This is a genomic window from Egibacteraceae bacterium, assembly GCA_040905805.1.
Classification (GTDB): domain Bacteria; phylum Actinomycetota; class Nitriliruptoria; order Euzebyales; family Egibacteraceae; genus DATLGH01.
Window position 1 is genome coordinate 1 of record JBBDQS010000088.1, and the last position, 5,095, is coordinate 5,095.

The 5,095-nt window shown below is 71.7% G+C and carries 5 protein-coding genes; 1 reads left to right on the forward strand and 4 read right to left on the reverse strand.

Annotated elements, in window-relative coordinates:
• Nucleotides 1-81 precede the first annotated feature (81 nt).
• Genes orn through trpS form a run of 3 tightly spaced genes read right to left on the reverse strand, consistent with a single transcriptional unit; the run spans nt 82 to nt 3,397 of the window.
• The gene (gene orn / locus WD250_09620; protein MEX2620467.1) at nt 82-621 is read right to left on the reverse strand and encodes an oligoribonuclease; all 540 of its coding nucleotides are present in this window, start codon (nt 619-621) and stop codon (nt 82-84) included.
• Nucleotides 618-2,423, reverse strand: coding sequence for an ABC-F family ATP-binding cassette domain-containing protein (locus WD250_09625; protein ID MEX2620468.1), 1,806 nt, complete (start codon nt 2,421-2,423; stop codon nt 618-620). The genes orn and WD250_09625 overlap by 4 nt, the downstream gene beginning before the upstream one ends.
• Nucleotides 2,420-3,397 (reverse strand): tryptophan--tRNA ligase, encoded by a 978-nt coding sequence (gene trpS / locus WD250_09630; GenBank protein ID MEX2620469.1) that lies wholly within the window; start codon nt 3,395-3,397, stop codon nt 2,420-2,422. Before trpS ends, WD250_09625 begins: the two co-directional genes overlap by 4 nt.
• A gap of 63 nt (nt 3,398-3,460) precedes the next feature.
• On the opposite strand from trpS, the gene WD250_09635 reads away from it, so the two are divergent.
• Entirely contained in the window at nt 3,461-4,087 is a 627-nt protein-coding gene (locus WD250_09635; GenBank protein MEX2620470.1) for a GNAT family N-acetyltransferase, read from the forward strand.
• Here the strand turns inward: WD250_09635 and WD250_09640 are convergent.
• Nucleotides 4,050-5,095 (reverse strand): AMP-binding protein (locus tag WD250_09640; GenBank protein MEX2620471.1); only part of this gene is annotated, 1,046 nt, incomplete at its 5' end. The two genes, WD250_09635 and WD250_09640, sit on opposite strands and share 38 nt — an antisense overlap.

The window sequence follows — 5,095 nt, forward strand, 5'->3', positions numbered from 1 at the left end:
CTTTTCATAGGAACCAACACCGTCTCGCAGCGACCGCTCTGCGAAATCAGGGTCATATCAGGAGCCAGCACCTCCGCCGGCTCAGCGGAAGGCGGTACGCCGGTAGTAGCGCAGCTCCTCGATCGACTCGCGGATGTCGGCGAGCGCGCGGTGGTCGCCCTCCTTGTCCGGCCGGGCGGCGTAGGCGTCGGGGTACCAGCGGCGGACCAGCTCCTTGACGGTGGACACGTCGACGTTGCGGTAGTGCACGTAGGCTTCCAGCGTCGGCATGTAGCGGTGCAGGAACATGCGGTCGGCTGAGATGGAGTTGCCGGCCAGCGGCGCGGTGCGCGCCGTGGGGACGTGGGCGCGCACGAACGCCAGGACCTGCTGCTCGGCGTCGGCCACCGACAGTCGCGACGCCCGCACCGCTGCGGTCAGACCTGACTTGGCGTGCATGTCGCGCACCACGTCGACCATCGCGTCCAAAGCGGCATCCGGCGCGTTCACGACCAGCTCGGGCCCCTCGACCACCGTCTCCAGGGCACCGTCGGTGACGATCGCGGCGATCTCCACGATCACGTCACGCTCGACGTCGAGGCCGGTCATCTCGAGGTCGATCCAGACCAGCGGGTCCTTCACGGGGTCTCCTGCTGCTCTGCGAGCTCCAACCAGCGAGTCTCGGCCTCGTCGATCGCGGTCAGCACCGCGGCCAGCTGCTGTCCTGCGGTCGCGGCGGCCTCGTAGTCGTCGCCGGCGGCCTGCACCGCCTGCTCCAGTGACGCCCGCTCCTGCTGCAACGCCGGCAGGCGCCGTTCGAGGTCGGTCAGCTCCCGGCGGTCGGCATACCGCAGCTTGCCCGGCCGGTCACCGGTGCGCTCGCCGGTCTGTGCGCGCTGCTCGTCGGGAGCCCGCCGTGCCCGCCGGTGCTCGGCTGCCCGAGCGGCCTCGTGCTCGCGGTAGGCGGTCCAGCCCCCCGGGTGGTGGCGGATCGTGCCGTCGGGCTCGATGGCGAACAGGTGGTCGCACACCCGGTCGAGGAAGAAGCGGTCGTGGGTGGCGACGACGAGCGCCCCGCCCCAGTGGTCGAGGTACTCCTCCAGGACCGCGAGGGTGTCGAGGTCGAGGTCGTTGGTCGGCTCGTCGAGCAGCAGCAGGTTCGGCGCGGTGGCCAGGACCCGCAGCAGCTCGAGGCGTCGGCGCTCGCCACCGGACAGCTCGGACACGTACGCCTTCTGCGCCTCCGGGCCGAACTGGAAGCGCTCCAGCAGGTCGGCGGCGGACAGCGTGATGCCCTCGACGGTGTTGGTCTCGGTCACGACCTCCCGCACCGCGTCGAGCACCCGGGTGCGCGGGGCCAATGCGGGCGCCTCCTGTCCGTAGACCCCGGTCACGACCGTGTCGCCGACCACCACCTTGCCCTCGTCGGGCTCCACGTCGCCCGCGATCAGGCGCAGCAGCGTGGTCTTGCCCGACCCGTTGGGCCCGACGATGCCGATGCGGTCGTCCGGGGCGAGCTTGTAGTCCACCCCGCGCAGGACGGTCCGGTCGCCGTAGCGCTTGCCGACGTTGTGCAGGTTGACGACCTTGCCGCCGATGCGTCGTGCCGGCAGGTCGATCATCAGGTCGTCGCGCACCGGCTCGGGGCCGGACGCCACGAGCTCCTCGGCTCGCTCGACCCGGTACTTGGCCTTGGACGTCCGGGCCTTGGCCCCGCGCCGCAGCCATGCGAGCTCGGCGCGGGCACGGCTGCTGCGCTTGCGCTCCCGCGCCTCGGCCTGCTCCTCACGGGTCTCGCGCGCCTCGAGGTAGTCCGCGTAGGAGCCGTGCGCGGTGTGCAGCTCCGCCTTGTGGACCTCCACGACGCGGGTCGCGATCCGGTCGAGCAGGTAGCGGTCGTGCGTGACGAGCACCAGCGCGCCCTGCCGTGCGCCCAGCTCGTTCTCCAGCCACTCGACGACGTCGACGTCGAGGTGGTTGGTCGGCTCGTCGAGGACCAGCAGCTCGACGTCGTCGACCAGGACCGAGGCCAGCGCGATGCGCTTGCGCTGCCCCCCCGACCGCACGCCCACCGGCTCGGACAGGTCGGTGACCCCGAGCCGGTCGAGCATGGCCCTGGCGCGCGCCTCCCGTTGGACATCCGCCCGGTCGGTGAGGGGGTCGAAGCCGGTGGGGCCGGCCAGCGCCACCTCGAGCGGCGTGGCCGCCGGGTCGACCGCGGGATCCTGGGGGAGGTAGCGCACGTGCACGCTGTTGCCGAGGACCACGCGGCCGCTGTCGGGCTCCTCGACACCCGCGACCAGCCGGAGGAGGGTCGACTTGCCACTGCCGTTCGCGCCGATCACGCCGATGCGGTCACGGTCGTGGATGCCGAGGGTCACCCCGTCCAGGACGAGCTTCTCGGCGTGCCGCTTGCTGACCCCCTCGAGGTTCGCGAGGTTCACAGGCCGCGCAGCCCGACCCGCTCGCGGACCAGGCCCATCGTGTCCGCCGCGACCGTGCGCGCCCGGTCGGCGCCCTTGACCAGCACCTCCCGCACCGCGTCGGGCTCCGCGCGCAGCTGCGTGTACCGCTCCCGGACCGGACGCAGGACGCCGTTGACGGCCTCGGCAAGCTCGGCCTTGAAGTCCCCGTAGCGCGTCCCGGTGAAGTGGTTCTCCAGAGCGGCGACGTCCGTCCCGGTCACGGCGGCCATCAGGTCCAGCAGGTTGCTGACCGCCGGCTTGTCCGGGCTGGCGCGCACCTCCGAGCCCGAGTCGGTGACCGCCCGCATGACCTTCTTGCGCGTGGCGGCCTCGTCGTCGCTCAGCAGGATCGTGCCGGCGGGCGGCAGGGACTTCGACATCTTCTTCGTGTGGTCCTGCAGGTCCATCACGCGCGCACCGGTCGTCGGGAACGTCGCCACCGGCACGGTGAACGTGTCGGTGAACCGGTGGTTGAAGCGCTGGGCGAGGTCCCGGGACAGCTCGAGGTGCTGGCGCTGGTCGGCGCCGATCGGGACCTCGTCCGCCTGGTACAGCAGGATGTCGGCGGCCTGCAGCACCGGGTAGGTGAGCAGCCCGGCGGAGACCGACTCCAGCCCCACCGTCTTCTCCTTGAACTGGGTCATCCGCTGGAGCTCGCCCATCGTGGCCAGACAGGTCAGGATCCACGCCAGCTCGCTGTGCTCGCGCACGTGCGACTGGACGAACAGCGTGGCGATGTCGGGGTCGATACCGGAGGCCAGCAACCAGGTCGCGACATCGACGGTGCGCTCGCGCAGCGCTCCAGGCTCGTAGGGCACGGTCATGGCGTGCAGGTCCACGACACAGAAGAAGTGGTCCGCCTGCTGCTCACCCGCCCAGCGGGACCACGCGCCCAGGTAGTTGCCGATGTGTGGGGCGCCGGTGGGCTGCACGCCACTCAACACCCTCGCCACGACACACGCCCCTTCCTACACTCGGTCAGCCTAACCCGTTCATCGTACGGAGGAGCAGGCCGCGTGTCAGAACCATCGCTGGTCCTCCGCCGGCCCGCTGATCCCCTCACCGACGGGGTCGTCACGCTCGACAGGTTCACCCGGGACGACGTCGTGGACATCGTGCGCGCCATCGACGACGAGATCCTGCGGTGGCTGCCGCTGCCCGACCCCTACGGCGAGACCGAGGCCCGCGGCTTCGTCGCGGCGCCCCCGAACACGGCGTCCGAGGGTGCCGCGCTGAACTTCGCGATCCGCTGCGAAGCGCGGCTTGCGGGCTCGGTGGGCGTGTCGATCAGCCGCCCCCGCACCGGGGAGGTGGAGGTCGGGTACTGGGTCGCGCCGCACGCCCGGCACCAGGGGGTCGCCCTGCGAGCCGTGCTGCTGGTGGCCGGCCACGCCCTCGCCGCGGAGGGCGTCGAGCGCCTGGAGATCCTCTGCCACCCGGACAACCGGGCCTCCCGGCACGTCGCCGAACGGGCGGGCGCGCAGTTCGAGGGCATCCGCCGCCACGGCCTGCCCCCACCACCCCGCCAGGGCAGCACCGACGCGGCGGTCTACGCGCTGCTGCCCGAGGACGTCGCCGCCGTCCACGGCGACCCGCGCAGCGGGGCTACGCCCCGGCGTCGGAGCGCGCCTGGATCTCGCTGACGATGTCGGCGTTGGCCAGGGTGGTCACGTCGCCGAGCTCACGGCCCTCCGCGATGTCCTTCAGCAGCCGGCGCATGATCTTGCCCGAGCGCGTCTTGGGCAGGTCGTCGGTGAACAGGATGTTGGCGGGGCGGGCGATCTTGCCGATGCGGGTGGCGACGTGCTCGCGCAGCTCCGCGGCCAGGGCGTCGTCGCCCTGCTGGTCGCCCTTCAGGGTCACGAACGCCGCGATGGCCTGCCCGGTGGTCTCGTCCTTGCGCCCGGTGACTGCCGCCTCGGCGACCTTGGGGTGGTCCACGAGGGCGCTCTCGATCTCGGTGGTCGACAGGCGGTGGCCCGAGACGTTCATGACGTCGTCGACACGGCCGAGCAGCCAGACGTGGCCGTCGTCGTCGAGCTTCGCCCCGTCACCGGCGAAGTAGATGTTTTCGCCGAACCGCGACCAGTAGGTGTCGCGGTAGCGTTGGTCGTCGCCCCACAGGGTCCGCAGCATCGACGGCCACGGGCGCTGCAGGGTCAGGTACCCGCCCCCGCCCCGCTCCACCGGTTGGCCGGCCTCGTCCACCACGACCGCCTTGACGCCGGGGAAGGCCCGCATCGCCGAGCCGGGCTTGGCCGCGGTCAGCCCCGGCAGCGGGGTGATCATGATCGCCCCGGTCTCGGTCTGCCACCAGGTGTCCACGATGGGACAGCGGCTGCCGCCGATGTGCTCGTGGTACCACATCCAGGCCTCGGGGTTGATCGGCTCGCCCACACTGCCGAGCAGGCGCAGGCTCGACAGGTCGTGCGCGGCCGGGTGCTCGGTGCCCCACTTCATGAACGAGCGGATGGCCGTGGGCGCGGTGTAGAGGATGGTGGCCTGGTACTTCTCGATGATCGCCCAGAAGCGGTCCTTGCCCGGGTGGGCGGGTGCCCCCTCGTACATCACCGAGGTCGCCCGGTTGGCCAGCGGGCCGTACACGATGTAGCTGTGGCCGGTCACCCAGCCGATGTCGGCCGCGCACCAGT